General features: G+C 68.1%; 16 protein-coding genes and 2 tRNA genes. 4 read left to right on the top strand and 14 right to left on the bottom strand.

Translation table 11 applies throughout. From position 1 onward, the window contains the following. Positions 1-140 precede the first annotated feature (140 nt). From NVU01S_RS16170 to NVU01S_RS16155, 4 genes are all read right to left on the bottom strand, one after another. Positions 141-213, bottom strand: a tRNA-Glu gene (locus NVU01S_RS16170). A gap of 149 nt (positions 214-362) precedes the next feature. Continuing rightward, positions 363-434: transfer RNA gene (locus NVU01S_RS16165), tRNA-Gln, on the bottom strand. Between the two features lie 125 nt (positions 435-559). Beyond that, positions 560-2,041, bottom strand: coding sequence for a glutamate--tRNA ligase (gltX, locus tag NVU01S_RS16160; protein WP_043679580.1), 1,482 nt, complete (start codon positions 2,039-2,041; stop codon positions 560-562). 16 nt (positions 2,042-2,057) lie between these two features. Further along, complete coding sequence (locus NVU01S_RS16155) at positions 2,058-2,831, bottom strand: fumarylacetoacetate hydrolase family protein (protein WP_043679583.1); 774 nt, start codon at positions 2,829-2,831, stop codon at positions 2,058-2,060. Between the two features lie 235 nt (positions 2,832-3,066). Here NVU01S_RS16155 and NVU01S_RS16150 point away from each other — a divergent pair, with 235 nt between their 5' ends. Both NVU01S_RS16150 and NVU01S_RS16145 read left to right on the top strand, forming a co-directional pair. Next, the gene (locus NVU01S_RS16150; protein ID WP_043679587.1) at positions 3,067-4,254 is read left to right on the top strand and encodes an MFS transporter; all 1,188 of its coding nucleotides are present in this window, start codon (positions 3,067-3,069) and stop codon (positions 4,252-4,254) included. Between the two features lie 130 nt (positions 4,255-4,384). Then, on the top strand, positions 4,385-4,993 hold the full coding sequence (locus NVU01S_RS16145; RefSeq protein ID WP_043679590.1) for a TetR/AcrR family transcriptional regulator: 609 nt from the start codon (positions 4,385-4,387) through the stop codon (positions 4,991-4,993). Positions 4,994-5,082: 89 nt separating this feature from the next. On the opposite strand, the gene NVU01S_RS16140 is transcribed toward NVU01S_RS16145, so the two are convergent. The 4 genes from NVU01S_RS16140 to NVU01S_RS16125 all read right to left on the bottom strand — a co-directional run bounded on the left by NVU01S_RS16140 (position 5,083) and on the right by NVU01S_RS16125 (position 10,143). Continuing rightward, the gene (locus NVU01S_RS16140; RefSeq protein WP_043679593.1) at positions 5,083-5,676 is read right to left on the bottom strand and encodes a Uma2 family endonuclease; all 594 of its coding nucleotides are present in this window, start codon (positions 5,674-5,676) and stop codon (positions 5,083-5,085) included. Between the two features lie 174 nt (positions 5,677-5,850). Next, positions 5,851-6,858 (bottom strand): 3-isopropylmalate dehydrogenase, encoded by a 1,008-nt coding sequence (locus NVU01S_RS16135; protein WP_043679596.1) that lies wholly within the window; start codon positions 6,856-6,858, stop codon positions 5,851-5,853. A 24-nt stretch (positions 6,859-6,882) separates the two neighbouring features. Then, the gene (serA, locus tag NVU01S_RS16130; RefSeq protein WP_043679599.1) at positions 6,883-8,481 is read right to left on the bottom strand and encodes a phosphoglycerate dehydrogenase; all 1,599 of its coding nucleotides are present in this window, start codon (positions 8,479-8,481) and stop codon (positions 6,883-6,885) included. A 774-nt stretch (positions 8,482-9,255) separates the two neighbouring features. Beyond that, positions 9,256-10,143: a LysR family transcriptional regulator gene (locus NVU01S_RS16125; RefSeq protein WP_043679602.1), complete on the bottom strand. Its 888-nt coding sequence runs from the start codon at positions 10,141-10,143 to the stop codon at positions 9,256-9,258. A gap of 92 nt (positions 10,144-10,235) precedes the next feature. Here NVU01S_RS16125 and NVU01S_RS16120 point away from each other — a divergent pair, with 92 nt between their 5' ends. Next, a complete protein-coding gene (locus tag NVU01S_RS16120; RefSeq protein WP_043679605.1) occupies positions 10,236-11,447 on the top strand; it encodes an MFS transporter in 1,212 nt (403 codons plus the stop codon). 47 nt (positions 11,448-11,494) lie between these two features. Further along, positions 11,495-12,298, top strand: a complete 804-nt coding sequence (locus NVU01S_RS16115) for a nucleotidyltransferase domain-containing protein (protein ID WP_175068898.1) — start codon at positions 11,495-11,497, stop codon at positions 12,296-12,298. Between the two features lie 4 nt (positions 12,299-12,302). Here NVU01S_RS16115 and NVU01S_RS42470 read toward each other — a convergent pair whose 3' ends face one another. From NVU01S_RS42470 to NVU01S_RS16085, 6 genes are all read right to left on the bottom strand, one after another. Next, positions 12,303-12,533: a hypothetical protein gene (locus tag NVU01S_RS42470; RefSeq protein ID WP_209444880.1), complete on the bottom strand. Its 231-nt coding sequence runs from the start codon at positions 12,531-12,533 to the stop codon at positions 12,303-12,305. Positions 12,534-12,631: 98 nt separating this feature from the next. Next, positions 12,632-12,835: a cold-shock protein gene (locus NVU01S_RS16105; RefSeq protein WP_014987157.1), complete on the bottom strand. Its 204-nt coding sequence runs from the start codon at positions 12,833-12,835 to the stop codon at positions 12,632-12,634. A gap of 142 nt (positions 12,836-12,977) precedes the next feature. Continuing rightward, entirely contained in the window at positions 12,978-13,406 is a 429-nt protein-coding gene (locus tag NVU01S_RS16100; protein ID WP_042254222.1) for a putative immunity protein, read from the bottom strand. 171 nt (positions 13,407-13,577) lie between these two features. After that, positions 13,578-15,419, bottom strand: a complete 1,842-nt coding sequence (gene iolD / locus NVU01S_RS16095; protein WP_043679622.1) for a 3D-(3,5/4)-trihydroxycyclohexane-1,2-dione acylhydrolase (decyclizing) — start codon at positions 15,417-15,419, stop codon at positions 13,578-13,580. Further along, complete coding sequence (gene iolB, locus NVU01S_RS16090) at positions 15,416-16,303, bottom strand: 5-deoxy-glucuronate isomerase (RefSeq protein ID WP_043679624.1); 888 nt, start codon at positions 16,301-16,303, stop codon at positions 15,416-15,418. The genes iolD and iolB overlap by 4 nt, the downstream gene beginning before the upstream one ends. After that, positions 16,300-17,193 (bottom strand): Cgl0159 family (beta/alpha)8-fold protein, encoded by an 894-nt coding sequence (locus tag NVU01S_RS16085; RefSeq protein ID WP_043679628.1) that lies wholly within the window; start codon positions 17,191-17,193, stop codon positions 16,300-16,302. Before NVU01S_RS16085 ends, iolB begins: the two co-directional genes overlap by 4 nt. Between the last annotated feature and the right edge of the window lie 6 nt (positions 17,194-17,199).

Raw genomic sequence — 17,199 nt, 5'->3', positions numbered from 1 at the left:
GCGAGCAGCGAAGCGTCCTCGCCAGGGGGGTCCGGGGGCGCCAGCCCGCCGGGTGGGGCGTGGGGGCTTCGCCCCCACAAAATACGCGGAAACCAGAAAAGGCCCACGCTCTGTGTGAGCATGAGCCTTCGATCTGGTTGTAGCCCCGACGGGATTCGAACCCGCGCTACCGCCTTGAGAGGGCGGCGTCCTAGGCCGCTAGACGACGGGGCCTTGGACTGCTTCTCGTTGGTACGAGGAGCACCTTTGTGATCTTTCGATCTGGAGGCTCGGTTAGCTTAGCTTCCCGAGGCCTGGCGACCAAATCGCCAGGTGCTGTTCGATTTTCGGTCGCGTACCGTTGTCGACAGCTGCTCTCTCCGCTGGGGTACCAGGACTCGAACCTAGAATGGCTGAACCAGAATCAGCTGTGTTGCCAATTACACCATACCCCAATGACCTGGTAATTCGGCCTCGCAGTCTGGCTGACTGGGAGGCCGTGTTCCGGCCGAGAAGAAGAGTACCAAACGGCTACCCGTTTACTACAAATCGGCTGGTAGAGGCCATGTTTTCGGCTGTTTCAGGGGCGTCGGGCCGTCGCGGACCACTCTTGTGCGGAGCGGAGGCGTTCGAGGCTGACGTCGCGGCCGAGCAGTTCGAGGGACTCGTAGAGCGGCGGGCTGATGTGCGAGCCGGTGACGGCGACGCGGACCGGTGCGAATGCTTTGCGTGGTTTGAGCCCCAGTTCGTCGATCAGGGCGGTTTTCAACGCTGCTTCGATTGCGGGGGTGGTCCACTCAGCCAGTGGCTCCAGCGCAGTAATAGCGGCTTGCAATACCGGGGTGGCTTCGGTGCCGAGATTCTTGGTCCCGGCTGCCGGGTCGATCGCAAATTGTTCGGCGGGCGCCAACAGAAAACGCAACAGTTCCCAAGCGTCGGACAACACAACGATGCGGGTCTGTACGAGTTCGGCCGCGGCGGCGAACAGCTTCTCATCGATTTCGGCGCCGATATGCGAGTGATCGGTCAGATACTCGCGCAGCCGATGGGTGAAATCTCCGGTCTCCAGCAATCGGATGTGCTCGGCGTTGAGCGCGTCCGCCTTCTTCTGATCGAAGCGGGCCGGATTCGAATTCACTTTCGATATGTCGAAGGCGGCAACCATCTCCGTCATGGTGAACACATCGTGGTCGTCGGCGATGCTCCAACCGAGTAATGCCAGGTAATTCAGCAAACCCTCGGGGATGAAGCCGCGGTCGCGGTGCACGAAGAGATTCGACTCGGGGTCGCGCTTGGACAACTTCTTGTTGCCCTGACCCATCACGAACGGCAGGTGACCGAACTCCGGGGTGAAGTCGGCGACACCGATGCGGCGCAGGGCGGCGTAGAGCGCGATCTGGCGCGGGGTCGAGGAGAGCAGGTCTTCGCCGCGCAGCACGTGGGTGATCTTCATCAGCGCGTCGTCGACCGGGTTGACCAGCGTGTACAGCGGCTCGCCGGTGCCGCGGGTGAGGGCGAAGTCCGGTACGACACCGGCTTTGAACGTGGTTTCGCCGCGCACCAGGTCGTGCCAGGTGATGTCTTCGTCGGGCATCCGGAGCCGAATCACCGCGGGGCGCCCGGCATCTCGGTAGGCCTCGAGCTGCTGCGCGGTGAGATCGCGGTCGTAGTTGTCGTACCCGAGTTTCGGGTCGCGTCCGGCGGCGCGGTGGCGGGCTTCGACTTCCTCAGGCGTGGAGAAGGATTCGTAGGCCTCGCCGGCGGCCAGCAACCGCTGGACCACGTCGAGATGCTGGTCCTTGCGCAGGGATTGGCGGTACGGCTCGTAGGGGCCGCCGACCTCCGGGCCCTCGTCCCAGGTGAGGCCGAGCCAGCGCAGCGCGTCCAGCAGCGCGCGATACGATTCCTCGGAATCCCGTGCCGCATCGGTGTCTTCGATCCGGAACACGAACTTTCCACCGTGGTGCCTGGCGTAGGCCCAGTTGAACAGCGCCGTCCGGATCAGGCCGACGTGCGGCGTGCCGGTCGGTGACGGGCAGAAACGGACCCGTACTTCAGTCATGGCTCTCTTTCGATGATCAGCGTTTGGCGGCAACGGGATTGATGAGCGTGCCGATCCCTTCGACGGTCACGGACACTTGCTGTCCGGCCTGCACGGGTCCGACACCTTCGGGTGTTCCGGTGAGGATGACATCGCCGGGCAGCAGCGTCATCACGGTGGTGATCCACTCGATGAGCTTCGGGATGTCGTGCAGCAGCAGGGAAGTACGACTGCGCTGGCGGACCTCGCCGTCGAGTTCGGTGACGATCTCCAGATCCGATGGATCCAGGGCGGTTTCGATCCAGGGGCCGAGCGGGCAGAAGGTGTCGTAGCCCTTGCCCCTGGTCCACTGCCCGTCGTGGCGCTGTTGATCTCGCGCGGTCACGTCGTTGGCGACGGTGTAGCCGAGCACCACGTCCAGCGCGCGGGCGGCGGACACGTCCTTGCACGGCCTGCCGATGACGACGGCGAGTTCGCCCTCGTAATCGACCTGAGAGGAGCTGGGCGGCAGGATGATCGGCACGTTCGGCCCGATGATCGAGGTGTTCGGCTTCATGAAGATCACCGGATCTTCCGGTGCGGGGCCGCCCATTTCGGCCGCGTGCGCGGCGTAGTTCTTGCCGATACAGATCACTTTGCTCGCCAGGATCGGTGCGAGCAGCCGCACGTCGGCCAGCGGCCAGCTCCGGCCGGTGAACGTCGGCGTACCGAACGGATGTTCCGCGATCTCCTTCGCGATGCTGTCGCTTCCTTCTCCTTCGATGCTGACGAACGCGACCCCATCGGGACTGGCAACTCGACCTAGACGCATGTCCGGCAGTCTATCGACCGGCTTCCACCTGCCCGAACGCACCCGACCGAGCGCTCACCCGCGGTCCGCGGTCCCGCTGTGAGCAGTCCGACAGCCGAGCGCGGTTCGCACGCCCGCGGCGCGGTGTGAGAGATCGCTCACCCGCGAAATCCGCTTGCCCCCAAGGTGTAGCGTGGGCGACGAGTTCATTCAGTGGGAATCAAGTCCCAAATAATGAGATTACGAGGTGAGGCCGATGACCACCGTGACGGCGTTGACGGACATCCGACGGTGGTCCATGCTCGGTCTCGGCGTCTTCGCACAGGCGGCCAGCGCCGTGTTCGTGCAGGGCGTGCCGTTTCTGCTGCCCGCGCTGACCGATCATGGGATGCACCTGGCCACCGCCGGGCTGCTGGTGGCGATGCCCACCGTCGGGCTGGTCTGCACCTTGATCGCGTGGGGCTACGTGGTGGACCGGATCGGCGAGCGCAAGGTGCTGGTCGGCGGCCCGCTGCTGATGGCGGCCGCCGGCGTGGCCGCCGCGGGCACCACGAACGACGTCGCCCTGGGCGCGCTGCTGTTCCTCGGCGGCATCGGGGCGGCGAGCACCAACGGCGCCAGCGGCCGGGTCATCGTCGGCTGGTTCCCACCGCAGCGCCGCGGCCTGGCGATGGGCATCCGGCAGGGCGCACAGCCGCTCGGCGTCGCCGTCGGCGCACTGGCCGTGCCGGCGGTCGCGGCGACATACGGTGTGCCCGCGGCGATTCTGGTGCCTGCGACGTTGGCGGGCCTGGCCGCGGTGGGCTGCCTGATCGGCATCATCGATCCCCCGCGCCCCGCGGGGACCGAAACCGACGCGGCGTTGCGTGCCAACCCCTATCGGGGTGACACGACACTGTGGCGTATCCACGCGGTATCGCTGTTGCTGGTGATTCCCCAAGGCACGGTATGGACTTTCGCGCTGCTGTGGCTGCACCGGGACGTCGGCTGGTCACTGGCCGCGGCGGGAGTTCTGGTCACCGGCACCCAAATCCTGGGCGCCGCAGGCCGAATCGGCGCGGGCGCGTGGTCCGACCGGGTCGGTAGCCGGATGGGACCGCTGCGGATCGTCGCGATCGCGGCGGTGCTGTCGATGGCGGCCCTGGCACTGGCGGCCTGGACCCATATGTGGTGGGCGGCAATACCGTTGCTGGTCGCCGCCTCGGTGATCACGGTCACCGACAACGGCCTCGCCTTCACCGCGGTGGCGGAGATCGCGGGCCCGTACTGGAGCGGCCGCGGCCTCGGCCTGCAGAACACCGGCCAGAATCTGGCGATGGCCGCCGTCCCGCCGGTGTTCGGCGCGCTCATCACCGCGAGCGGTTTCGCGGCCGCCTATCTCGCGGCCGCCGCACTGGCAGTGGTCGCGATCCCCCTGGTACCGGCCGACCGTCCCGCTCAATAGTCGTGCCGCACTGACGGATTGGTCCACTTCGTGCCGATTCTCCCACTTCCGCGCGATGTCGGGTTTAGCGACATGGTGTTGCCAAGTGTAGGATGGACACCCTTCCGTCGCCGTCGTGACCAGGAGTGCAATGCCGAGGATCGACGCACCAACCGTCGCCGAACACCGGGCGAACCAAGAGCGGGCGCTACTCGACGCCGCGCGCGTTGTGTTGTTACAGAAAGGGCCCCAGGCGGTTACGCCTGCGGCAGTCGGCGCGGCTGCGGGCCTGGCGCGCAGCAGCGTCTACAAATACTTCCGCTCCGGCGACGAGATCTTGGCCAAGATCGTCTCGGATGCGTTGGCCGAGTGGGGCGAACGCGTCCGGGACACCGTCGAACGGGCCGAGACGCCGGCGGGCCAGCTGGACGCGTACGTCCGAACGACCCTGGCGCTGGCGGCATCCGGCGCGCATCGCATCGCGGTGCTCGGCGGCACCCTGCCCCGGGACGAGGCCGCGCGGCGCGATCTCGCGCACGCGCATCACGATCTGGCGGCACCGTTGCGCGCGGCGCTCGACGAGATGGGCAACCCCGACCCCGACCTGACCGCGGACCTGATCGACGGCGCGCTCGGCCGCGCCATCGAACGGATCGATTCGGGCCGGCTGCACGACGAGATCGCGCCGGAGACAGTCGCGTTCGTCCGTCGCGCCGTCGGCATCAGCCACCGCCCGCCGCGCACCCGCAGTAAGAGCTGAGCGCACCATCGACTATCGCGGCACTGCCGCACAACGCTTTTCGATCATGCACCGGCCTCGCACCAACCGACCAGTATGCACAATCGAGGTCAAACAGCAAGCAGCGCAGCGGGATCGAAGGTGACCCGGAAAGGCTGATCGGCCTCCACCACCGCGTCGAACACCGCGCCCGGCCCGACCACCGGGTCGGCGCCATAGGCGCCGTCGGACAACACCATTCGATGCACCTGCACGTCGGGCTGGTGCTCGACGATCCAGTACTGGGAAATGCCGGCCGCCGCGTACTCGTGCACCTTGCGCACCCGATCGGTGCGCTCTGTTCCGCTGCCCGGGGCGATGACCTCCACCGCGAGCCGAACCTCGGTGCCCGGAATGAGTTTGGGCACTTCGGCGACCACCGCGGCCCGCGCGACTTCTCGGGGCACCACGATGATGTCGGGTTTGCGAACTCCACTGCGCGTGCTGATCTCCCAGCCACTGCCGACGCACAGATGAACGGCCGCGCCCACCGCGCCGGCATCGATGAATCTGCCCAAGCGCTGCGCCACGTGGTTGTGCCTGGCGCCGGAGACCACCTCGACCAGCCAGCCGTCCTCCAACTCGTAACCCTTACCGCCGCCGGGCAATCCACGCAGGTCCGTGGCCGTGTACGGGCCGAGACGGGACCTTCGCTGTCCGCTCACCCGCGCCTCCGTTCGCCAGCCGAGCCGGGTCGCCGGCGAACAACCGGCGCCACCACGGCATGAGTACCACGCTGCACCCGATTCACACCCGACCCCTGGGATGCACCGGCCACGAAGAATAACGGCCCCGCACCGACCGATTCGGTGCAGGGTCGCTGTTCCGGCGATTCGTGCTCAGACGACGGCCGCGATGCGGTCCCCGACCTCGACCGTCGACGCGCTGCCCGACCGCGCGGCGAGGTCCTTCGCGACGGCGGACTCGATGCGCGCCGCGCCTTCGGCGTTGCCGAGATGGTTGAGCAGCAGCGAGACCGACAGGATCGCGGCGGTCGGGTCGGCCTTGGACTGACCCGCGATATCCGGCGCACTGCCGTGCACCGGCTCGAACATGCTCGGGTTGGTGCCCGAGGCATCGATGTTGCCGCTGGCCGCCAGACCGATGCCACCGCTGACGGCGGCCGCGAGGTCGGTGATGATGTCGCCGAACAGATTGTCGGTGACGATCACGTCGAAGCGGCCGGGATCGTTCACCAGGTGGATCGTCGCGGCATCGATGTGCTGGTAAGCCGTTGCGACATCCGGGAATTCGGCGCCGACCTCGTCGACGGTGCGCTGCCAGAGCGATCCGGCGAAGGTGAGCACGTTGGTCTTGTGCACCAGCGTGAGGTGCTTGCGCCGGGCCTGCGCCTTCGCGAAGGCGTAGCGCACCACGCGCTCGATGCCGAACCGGGTGTTGGTGCTGACCTCGGTCGCCACCTCGTGCGGGGTCTCGACGCGAATCGCGCCACCGGTCCCGGTGTACGGGCCCTCGGTGCCCTCGCGGACCACCACGAAATCGATATCGGGGGTGCCCGCGAGCGGGCTGGTCACGCCGGGGAACAGCTTGGACGGCCGCAGGTTCACGTGGTGATCCAGCGCGAACCGGGTACGCAGCAGCAGCCCGCGCTCGAGCACACCGCTGGGCACCGACGGATCGCCGATCGCGCCGAGCAGGATCGCGTCATGCTGCCGCAGTTCCGGCAGCACGGAGTCCGGCAGGATCTCACCGGTCGCGTGATACCGCTTGGCGCCGAGGTCGTACTCGGTCTTCTCGACGCCGGGCACCACCACGTCGAGCACCTTGAGCGCTTCGGCGATGACCTCGGGCCCGATCCCGTCGCCCGGGATGACAGCAAGCTTCATGACAACAACGCTCCGTTCGGTCGATCAGAACAGGTCGACGACGACGACCTTGGCGGCACCGACGGATTCGCCGATCGCGGCCTCGACCTCGGCGGGCACCTCACGGTTGACGCGCAGGATCACCGTCGCGCCTTCCTTGTCCACGTCCTGGCTCAGCTGGGCCGCGAGGATGTCGATGCCGGCCTCGCCGAGCTTGGTGCCGATCTTGCCGAGCGCGCCCGGCTTGTCCTCGTAGTTGAGGACGGCGACGTTGATGCCTTCGGCGCGCATGTCGTAGTTGCGGCCGTTGATGTTGACGATCTTCTGCACCTGCGACGGTTCGGTGAGCGTGCCCGCCACATTGAGGGTGCGGCCGTCGCCGAACACCGCGCGCAGGTCGACCAGGCTGCGGTGGCTCGGGCTCTCCGAGATCGTGTTCACGGTCGCGGTGATACCGCGATCCTTGGCCAGCGCGGGCGCGTTGACGAAGGTGACCTGGTCCTCGACGAGCGCAGAGAAGATGCCGCGCAGCGCCGAAAGCTCCAGCACCGCAACGTCTTGCGCGGCGAGTTCGCCACGCACCTGGACCTCGACGCTCACCGGGAGCTCGTTGGACAGGGCACCGAGCAGCGCGCCCTGCTTGCGCACGATGTCCAGCCACGGCGCGACATCCTCGCCGACGCTGCCGCCGGTGACGTTCACCGCGCCCGGCACGAATTCACCGGCGAGCGCGAGCAGCACGGACTTGGCGACGTCGGTACCCGCCCGGTCCTGCGCCTCGGCCGTCGACGCGCCGAGGTGCGGGGTCACCACGACCTGCGGCAGCTCGAACAGCGGGCTGTCGGTGCACGGCTCGGTCTCGAACACGTCGAGGCCGGCGGCGCGCACGTGGCCGGACTTGATGGCGTCGGCGAGCGCCTGCTCGTCGACCAGACCACCGCGCGCGGCGTTGACGATGATCACGCCCGGCTTGGTCTTGGCGATGGCTTCCTTGCCGATGATGCCCTTGGTCTCGGGCGTCTTGGGCAGGTGCACGGAGATCAGGTCGGCGCGCTCGAGCAGCTCGTCCAGGCTCAGCAGCTCGATGCCGAGCTGGGCGGCGCGGGCCGGCGACACGTAGGGGTCGTACGCGACGATCTTGGTCTCGAATGCCGCAAGGCGGGCGGCGAACAGCTGGCCGATGCGGCCGAGGCCGACCACGCCGACGGTCTTGTCGAAGATCTCGACACCGTTGAACTTGCTGCGCTGCCAGGTGTGTTCACGCAGCGTGGCGTCGGCGGCCGGGATCTGGCGCGCGGCGGCGAGCAGCAGCGTGACGGCGTGCTCGGCGGCGGTGTGGATGTTCGAGGTCGGCGCGTTGACGACCATGACGCCGCGCTCGGTGGCCGCGGGCACATCGACATTGTCGAGGCCGACGCCGGCCCGGGCGACGATCTTCAGGTTCTTGCCGGCCTCCAGGACCTCGGCGTCGACCGTGGTCGCCGAGCGCACGAGTAGCGCGTCGGCTTCAGGCACCGCGGCGAGCAGAGCCGGACGGTCGGGGCCGTCGACCCACCGAACCTCGACTCCGTCACCGAGCGCGTCGACGGTCGACTGGGCAAGCTTGTCGGCGATCAGGACAACAGGACGGCCTGCTTGGCTCACTGTGGAGTACTCCTGGGGAAAGGGGTCGGCAATTACCGCGGATCAGCTTAGTGTGCGCTGTTTCGCCGCTTGCTACCCCACTGGTAGGCGGCCGTCGTCAGTAGGACCGGCGCGGTTGCCCGCAGACGAGGAGGGCCCCGCACCGCTCGGGTGCAGGGCCCTCTCCGGAAACGCGCCCGAATGGCGCGAGACCCGGCCGATCAAACGACCGTTACGTTGATTCAGCGACCGCCGAAGGATCCCGTCCACAGGGTGTTGACGATTCCGTGCAGAGCGGCACCGAAGGTGTCCAGGAAACCGCCGAGGGCAGCGCTACCGGTGTCGATGATAACGGGGATCATTGAAATACCTCTTCGTTGGAAGACAATCCAGTTGTACTGGCTGACACAGGACACATCGGGCCTCGAACAAATGCGGTTACGGAATTCGGCCGTTTAGTGACATAGGTAACATTCACATCACGGAGATCACCAGGTCAGGCGTCCAATCCAACTGAATGCCCTGATCATCAGGGTCTTGACCACCACAGGCGACCGCCGCGACACACGTCCCAGAAAAAATAAGTTCTCTCTGAGAAATCACTGATAGCCGAGTGAGAGGGCGGTCTCGATAAACGCTCCGCTACGGCAGCGTAGGTTGCCGAATTATGCGCGCACGCAACAGAAACAAATGACTCGCCGAGTTACCGGAACAACGCAGACAGGCATGTCCGGCATAGCTGCTCCCGGAGCCGAATAACGCGTCACATAACGTCCGCGACGGCCCGCAGGTTTATCAACTGACGGCGGCGACCGCGCGGGAGAACGCCCGCACCCGCGCGGTCTCGCGATTGCGATGCCACACCAGCCCGAGCCGGGAATGCGCCAACCCGGTCACGGGCACGAAGGCGACCTCGGGCCGGTCGTGGAACACGGCCGTCGGATGGCACAGCAGCATCGCACCGTGCCCCGCGGCCACCGCCTCGATCCCCTCCCACAGCGTGCCGACCTCGGGTCCGGCGGCGACCGGTCGCCCGCCCGGGGTCACGTCCAGCGCCTGTGCCCGCCGCCAGTACTGCGGCGCGGGTCCGCGCACGCCGATCAGCGCGAACTCGGCGAGATCCTCCGCGGACAAGCTGCCCCGGCCGGCCATCGGATGATCCCGGCGCATCGCCAGCATCTGCGGCTGCTCCGAAAAGACCTGTCCCAGGACGAGTTCACTCTCTCCCATGGGCAACAGCACCACCGCGATATCGACCTCGCCGCGCTGCACCGGCCCGAACGGATCGGCCAGTGGAATCTCGATCACCTCGGTGGCACAGGACGGGAAGCGGCTGCCGAACAACGCGACCGCGGCCGCGAGGTTCTCGCTCGTCGAGCCCTGAAAGCCGATGCGCAGCAGCCCTTCCATGCCTCGGGCCGCCGCGCGGACGCCGTCCACCGTCGCCCGCAACGCGTCGTAGGCGGGCTGCAACTCGGCCAGGAAATCCTTGCCGAGCGGGGTGAGCGCGACCTTGCGGCTGGTCCGTTCGATCAGCCGCGCACCGACCCGCTGCTCCAGCGCCCGCAGCAGTTGACTCACCCGGCTCTGCGAAACGTACAAGCGCTCGCCCGCCCGTCCGAAGTGCAGTTCCTCGGCCAACACGAGAAAGGCCTCCAGCTCGCGCACCTCCAAGCCAGTCATGGGCTTCCTCTCCACCGTCGATGAGTCCAGCTCATAGAACGATGAGACCTTCGCCGTTGTTTCCACCCTGTCCGAAGCCGTTGTCTGGAGACATGACACAGGTTCGAGAAGTCACGAGTCCAGCACCGCGGGCGGGTGGTTCGACGCGGCGCGGCTGGCTCGGCGTCGGCGCCGTGACGGGCGCCACGTTCACGGTCGTCACCTCCGAGATGCTGCCGGTCGGCCTGCTCACGCCGATGAGCGACACCCTGCGGGTCAGCGAAGGGGCGGCCGGACTCTCGCTCACCGCGACCGGCTTCGTCGCGGCGGCGGCCTCACCCCTGCTGCCCGCGGCACTGCGGCGGATCGACCGCAAGCTCGTGCTGTGCGGGCTGCTCGCGGTCCTGGTGCTCGGCAATCTCGGCTCGGCCTGGGCGCCCAGCTTCGGCGTCATGATGGGCGCGCGGGTACTGGTCGGCATCGCGATCGGCGGCGTCTGGGCGATCGCGGCGAGCATGGCGGCGCGCCTGGTGCCCGCGCGCTCGGTCGGCACCGCGACCGCACTGGTGTTCAGCGGTGTCGCGGTGGCTTCGGTGATCGGCGTCCCGACCGGCACCTACCTCGGCGCGCTCGCAGGCTGGCGCACGGCGTTCGTCGTCACCGCGGGGCTCGCACTCGCGGTGCTGCTCACGGTGGCGGCGGTGGTGCCGAAACTGTCCGCGACACAGGGCGTTCCACTGCGCGCCGCGCTGCGACTGACCCGACGACCGCAGATGAGCACCGGTCTGCTGGTCATCGCATTCCTGGTGACCGGGCACTTCGCCGCCTACACCTACATCCGGCCACTGCTGGAGAAGGTGACCGGTGTCGGCGCGAGCACCATCGGTACCCTGCTGCTGATCTACGGAATCGCCGGTGTCCTCGGCAATTTCGGCGCGGGCAGCACCGGCGTCCGCAATCCGCGGCGCACCCTGCTGACCATCGGCGTGCCGCTGGCCGCCACCGTGCTGCTGGTGCCGGCACTCGGCGGATCCCTGATCCTGGCGGTGGTGCTCATGGTGGTCTGGGGCCTGTCCTACGGTGGGGTCTCGGTGACCGCGCAGAACTGGGTCTTCGCCGCCGCGCCGGACGCCAACGAGGGCGCGTCCTCGTTGAACGCGGGCGTCTTCAACGGCGCCATCGCGCTCGGCTCGTTGCTCGGCGGCCGGATGGCGGACGCGTTCGGCGTCACGTCGGCGATGTGGCTCGGTGGCGTGCTGGTGCTCATCGCGCTGGCGATCGCCACGGTCAGCCCCACACCGGGCCGGTCCGAGCAGCAGAGATAGCGAAAAACGAGGTGCGGCGTAGATCATCGGCCGCATAGCATCGGCCCATGACCCTGCGCGCCGTTCCCGCCTCGATGGACCCGACCGTGGTCGGGTCCATCGACGACGAGTTGGACCGGGTGGCGCGCGAGTATCGCGTCTCGGTGCGGCTGGCCATCGAAAGCGGCAGTCGTGCTTGGGGTTTTCCGTCACCCGACTCGGACTATGACTGCCGGTTCGTCTACGTGGCGAGCCTGGAGACCTACCTGTCCCCGTGGCGCACCCGCGACGTCATCGAGACACCGCTGGCGGGGCTGCTCGACGTGAACGGCTGGGACCTCGCCAAGGCGCTGCGCCTGCTGGTCGCGGGCAACGCTGTGCTCATCGAATGGCTGATGTCGCCGATCGTGTACCGCGGCGACCCCGCGTTCCGCGACGAACTCCGTGCCTTGGCCGACGAGGTCGCCGACCGCAGCCGGGTGGCCCGGCACTACCTGCATCTGGGTAGCAAGCAGTGGGAGTTGTTCGACCGCAACAGATCACTGAAGAAGGTGTTCTATTCGCTGCGCCCCGCCATGGCGCTGCGGTGGCTGCGTCGGCATCCGGACGCGGCGGTTGCGCCGATGCATCTGCCGACCCTGATGGACCAGTGCGAGCTACCCGCGGATCTGGTCGCAGCGGTGGCGGAGTTGACCGAACTCAAGTCGCGGACCCGCGAAATGGGCAGTGGCACAGTGCCGATGCCGATCGCCTCGTTCATCACGGCCGAATTCGACCTGGCCGCAGACGCTTTCCCGAAGACACGGGAACCGGACCTGGCGCACGCGCGCGCTCGCACGGCGGAGTTCTTCCGCCGCGAAGCCACACGCTAGCGGGTTACGCCTCGGCGAGCGCGGCGGCGCACGCCTGGGCCAGCCGATCGGTGGCGGTCGGCCGGCCCGGGTCCGGGCGCGGTACGCCCAGGTGGGATTCGCGCAGTTCGTCCATAAGGTCCGCCCAGAGTTCGGGGCCGCCCTGTTCGAGTAGTTCGGCGGACTCTACGACGATCTCGGCACGCTGCCGGGTTACCAGGTGAGTTCCGTGGTCCGCTCCCCCGCGGTCACCCACGTCCAGTTCACCCGCGAGTCCTGACCGGCAGGTCCCGGAAACGGTGAAAGGCCCCGCACCGAGCCGGTGTGAGGCCTTTCAAAAGCTGGGGAGCGAGATCAGAGAACGCGAACGTCCTGCGCCTGCGGGCCCTTCTGACCCTGGCCGATTTCGAACTCCACGCGCTGCCCCTCGTCGAGGGACCGGAAACCCGAGCCGCTAACAGCCGAGTAATGCACGAAGACGTCGGGGCCTCCGCCGTCTTGCGCGATGAAGCCGAAGCCCTTCTCGCTGTTGAACCACTTCACAATGCCCTGAGCCATTTCATACTTTCTGTAGACGAGCCAGATTCTGACAATGGAATGTCCTGGTCTCGTAGATCAACGATGCCATGATCCGACGAATTTCTCCACACGTACCCCCACCAACTGTGAGCAATCCAACCCTCACGGTGGGGTGTGGCCCTCACCTCCCATGCTCCGACAGGCCCCGATCCGGGAACACGACGCGAAACAGCCGCGCGGGTACCTGCGATTCCTGCCAGGCGCGTTCGTCGCTGTCCTCCGACGAATCGGCCTGGGCGGCCTTGACGGCATAGTTGGCGGCGTGCACGACATGGCCCGCGGCGTGCGCGGTCGCCGCGGCATGTCCGGCGGATCGGGCCGCGTATTCGCCCGCGCCTTCGAGCCCGTGCGCCGCGTCGTGCGCGGCGAACGCGGCCCGGCGCGCCTCGGGCATGGTCAGCTCGCCGCGCACCCAGGCGCGCGCCGCCTCGATCGCCGCGCGCGGCCGTGCGTCGTCCGGGCGAGCGCGCTCGAACAGCGGCAACACATGTTCGGCGCAGGCGGCGGCCCAGAGCGCCAACGCGGTGTGGTCGCCTCGGTTGAGGGTCATGGTCCCGCTCCGATCGCCTCGGTCCGCACGGCCCTACTCCTCTTCGACGAGCACTCGCCGATCCTTGGTTCACATCCAGTTGCCTTGTGCCGCAATGGCCATCGACGCCGCTGCCCCAGACGCCGATAAGTCATCCTACGACTTTTCCCGGTGTCGCGCAGCACATCCCGGTCAGGAACGGAGGTATCGCACCTGACGCGGCTTGGCCCCGGCGTGCGCCGCGCGGCCGGAAAGATGTTCGGGCACACCGACCTCCCACCAGGCCCCCGCCTCGGTCCAGGACGACGGCTGTGTGCGGACCACCAGCACCGCGGGCTTGGATTCACCGACCGCGGCCGTCCTGGCCTCGGCATAGGCGGCCCGGAATTCGTCCAGGTCGGTCGCGGTATACACGGCACAACCCAGCGCACGAGCGTGCGCGGCGAAATCCACCCGAGGCGGGTCGGCATGGACGCTGCGGCAATCGGCGTAAAAGTTGTTGAATGGCGCGCCGCCCTGCCCTTCCTGTAATCGGGCGATTACCGCGTAGCCGTCGTTGTCGCAGACGACCGCGACGAACGGATGCCCGGCGAAAGCCGCGGAGAAAAGTTCGGAATTCAACATGAGATAGGAACCGTCGCCGAGCAGCGTGGTGACCAAACCGTCGGTATGCGCCATGGCGGCGCCCCACGCACCGGCGAGCTCATAGCCCATACAGGAGAAGCCGTATTCCACGTCCATCGTCGGCGTGGCACCGGTGGCCCGCCAGCCGCCGACCAGCTCGCCCGGCATGCCGCCCGAAGCCGTCATGACGTAGTCGCTCGGGCCGCTCAGCTCGTTGACGACGCTCACCACCTGGGCGTAGCTCGGTGTGCCCGGGGTGGGCGCACGGAGGTTGTCGATATGCGCGTCCCAGGTGCCGCGGTGATGGGCAGCGCGCGACGTCCACTGCGGGTCGACGCGCCATGGCGCCAGCTGCTCGGTCAGGTCGGTGAGGGTGGCGTCGGCGTCGCCGACCACCGCGAGTGCGCCGTGTTTGACCGCGTCGAAGCGCGCCGCGTTGATCGTGACCAGGCGGACGTCCGGCGCGAACACGGTCCACGACGCAGTGGTGAAGTCCTGCAACCTGGTTCCGACCGCGAGCACCAGATCCGCCGCCGCGGCCATGACATTCGCGGAGGCGGAGCCGGTGACCCCGAGCGGACCGGCGTAGAGCGGATGCGCGTGCGGTACCAGCGTGCGGCCCGCCGTCGTCTCCACCACCGGAATGCCGTGGCGTTCGGCGAATTCCAGCGCGGTACGGCCTGCGCCCGAATAGCGCACGCCGCCCCCTAGCACGAGCAACGGTCGCGTCGACGCGCGCAGCGCCGCCGCGGCCTCGGCCAGTGTGCGGCGATCGGCACGGGCACGCACGAGGCGGTGCACCACCGGCGCGAACAGCGCGTCGGGGAAGTCGTAGGTCTCGGCCTGCACATCCTGCGGCAAGGCCAGCGTCACGGGGCCCGCGTCGGCCGCATCGGTGAGCACCCGAACTGCCTGCGGCAGTGTGGAAATCAACTGCTCCGGCCGGGTGATCCGATCGAAGTACCGGCTCACCGCGCGGAACGCGTCGTTGACCGTCGCGGTCGCGTCGCCGAAATGTTCGACCTGCTGGAGCACCGGATCAGGTGCGCGGGTGGTGAAGGTGTCGCCCGGAAGCAGCAGCAGGGGAAGACGATTGGCATGTGCCACACCTGCCGCGGTCACCATGTTCAATGCCCCGGGACCGATCGAGGAGGTCGCGACGCCGACCTGGCGCCGGTGCGTCGCCTTCGCGTAGCCGACCGCGGCCAGCGCCATGCCCTGTTCGGTATTGCCGCGCCAGACCGGGATCTCGTCGCGCCGCTCGTGCAGCGCCGTACCGAGCCCGAGCACGTTCCCGTGTCCGAAGATGCCGAAAACCGCCGGGAACAGCGGGACTTCGCGGCCGTCCAGCGTCTCCGAACGCTGCGCGACGAGCCATGCGACCAGGGCCTGTGCCGCAGTCAGTTTCATCCGATCCGTCCTTCGTGAGTGGTGACGGGGCAGCGCGGATCCCGCGGTTCGTCGTCCCAGCTGCCGCGTACCCAGCTGTGCGCGGGGTCGTCGCAGAAGGCCATCGAGCGCTGCGGCCCCGGACCCGCCAGCACGTTGAGGTAGTACATCGGATAGCCCGGCGCGGCGATGCACGGTCCGTGATAGCCGTGCGGGACCAGGAAGACGTCGCCGTCCCGCACCGCGACGTTCTCGTCCAGCAGGCCGTCGGCGGTATAGGTGCGGTGCATACCGAAACCCGTCCGGGAGGGCGTGATGCCGTCGCGCCCGGCGATGCGGAAGTAGTAGATCTCCTCGTTGACGACCTCGCAGTCGCTCGCCTCGTCGTGCTTGTGCGGCGGATAGGACGACCAGTTGCCGTCGGGGGTGATCAACTCACAGGCGTTCAGCTTCTCGGCGTGCTCCCACACTCCTGGCACCCCGAAGTTGGTCACCTGGCGGGTGGCCCGGCCGGCGCCGCGGACATCGACCGGCACCTGTTCGGCAGGACCGTATTTCGGGGTCAGCCGGTTCGCGCAGCGGGCCATCGGCAGCGCGACCTCGAGCGCGCGCCCGGCGTGCAGCGTGACTTCGGCGTCGCGCGGGACGTAGGCGAAGTCCGTCACCCGGGTGAAAACCGAGTCCCGGCCGGTCAATTCGAAGCTCAGGTCGTCGACACGTACCGTGCACGACCCCGACAGCGGGAGCACGAAGGCCTCGAACTCGCCGGTGCGCACCACCCGGGTCTGGCCGGGAGCCAAGGTGAGCACGCGCAGACCGGTGTAGTGCCAACCGGCATCTTCCGGCGCGAGGACGACCGGATCGTTGCCCGCGCCGAGGGTTCCGGCCGGTCGGTGCAGCTTCATCGCGCCTCCCGCAGCATCTTCGCCGCCTGGTCGACGGCCGCGGCCACGTCACCGTCCGGCGGGTACAGCAGCGTGCGACCGACGACCAGACCGCGGACCACCTCGTGGCCGAGCGCACCATCCCAGAAGGCGAGGTCGGCCGCGGGGTCGCCGGACGGGGCGCCGCCCAGCACCACGACGGGGAGCGTGGTCGCGTCGAGGACCGAAACATCCTGCGGGGCCGGGATCTTCAACCAGGTGTACGCCGAGGTGACGCCGAGCCCGGAGGCTACGGTGATCGCCCTGGACAGCGACGGCGCGTCCTTACTCATCACCAGCGACCCGGACTCGTTGCGGTGATAGGGCAACGGTTCGACCATCGCCATCAACCCGTTCGCGGCCAGTTCCGAGACCGCCTGCGCGCACGCCTGCAGCGTCGGCACCGTACCCGCGTCCGAATCGACCAGGCGGAGCAGCATTTTGCCGCCGTCGAGGCGGAACCGGGCCAGCGAGTCCGCGTCGTAGCCGGTGAACCGGTCGTCGATCTCCCACTCCGCGCCGGCCAGACCGCCGCGGTTCATCGAACCGATCACCACCTTGTCGTCCAGCGCGTCCAGCAGCAACAGTTCCTCGACGATGTCCGGGGAACCGAGCACGCCGTCGACATCCGGATGCGCGAGCGCGATCAGCAACCGCTCCAGCAACGTGCGCCGGTCGGCCATGGCGGTGCGGTCCGATCCGACGCCGAGGGCGCCGCGGGCCGGGTGATCGGCGGCGACCAGGAACAGAGTGTGCTTGTCCGCGAGCAGATTCGCGCGACGCACCCGCTTCGCATAGGCCCGTTCGATCGCCGCCGGGTCCGTCGCGCGGACGCGCAGCAGCTCACGCCAGCGTTCGTCGGTCAAATGCACCGTAGT

Source organism: Nocardia vulneris, from assembly GCF_001613425.1.
Taxonomy (GTDB): Bacteria; Actinomycetota; Actinomycetes; order Mycobacteriales; family Mycobacteriaceae; genus Nocardia; species Nocardia vulneris.
Note: the sequence above shows the minus strand (reverse complement) of the source record. Positions and strands in the feature narration are given on the sequence as shown.